Annotated in this window: 1 pseudogene; it reads left to right on the top strand. The window is 68.8% G+C overall.

Going from position 1 to position 631, the window contains the following annotated elements:
* A pseudogene (locus MOV74_RS39835) lies at positions 1-631 on the top strand (flotillin family protein); the annotation flags it as partial.

Below are 631 nucleotides of genomic sequence, written 5' to 3'. Positions count from 1 at the left end.
AGAACACCCGGCAGCTCGAGATCGAGCGCAACCAGGCGCTTGATGTCGCCGGCATCGCCGCGCGCGAAGCCACCGAGGCCAGCCGCATCGCACAGGAGGAGCGCGTGCGGTCGCTGGAAATTGCCCGCAACCGGGCCGTCGAGGAAGCCGACATCGCCTCCCGCGAGGCGATCGAGGCGGCCCGCATCGCCCAGGAGAAGACGGTTGCGGCCGAGCGCATCCAGGCCGAGCGCGACACCCGTTCGCTCGAAATCGAGCGCACCGGCGTGCTGGAGGCGGCCGAGCTGAAGCGACGCGACGCCATCGAGCGCCAGCGCATCACGGTCGATCTGGCGCTCGAAGCCGAGCGCATCAATTCCTCCAAGAAGCGCGAGGTGCTCAATATCGAGCAGAAGAGGGCGGTCGAGATCGCCGACGAGGACCGCGTCATCGCGCTCTCCACCAAGAAGTCCGAGCGGATCGACGCCGACCGCCAGGTCCGGCAGGCCGAGATCGTCGCGCGCAAGGAGGTCGAGACCACGGACGTTTCGCGCGAGCAGGCACTGGAAGCCGCCCGCATCGAACGTCGCCGCGCCATCGAGCAGCTCGAAGTCGCACGCGTGCAGTCGCTCCAGGAGGCCGAGATCGCCTC

Source organism: Bradyrhizobium sp. SHOUNA76, assembly GCF_023006445.1.
GTDB lineage: Bacteria > Pseudomonadota > Alphaproteobacteria > Rhizobiales > Xanthobacteraceae > Bradyrhizobium.
Note: the sequence above shows the minus strand (reverse complement) of the source record. Positions and strands in the feature narration are given on the sequence as shown.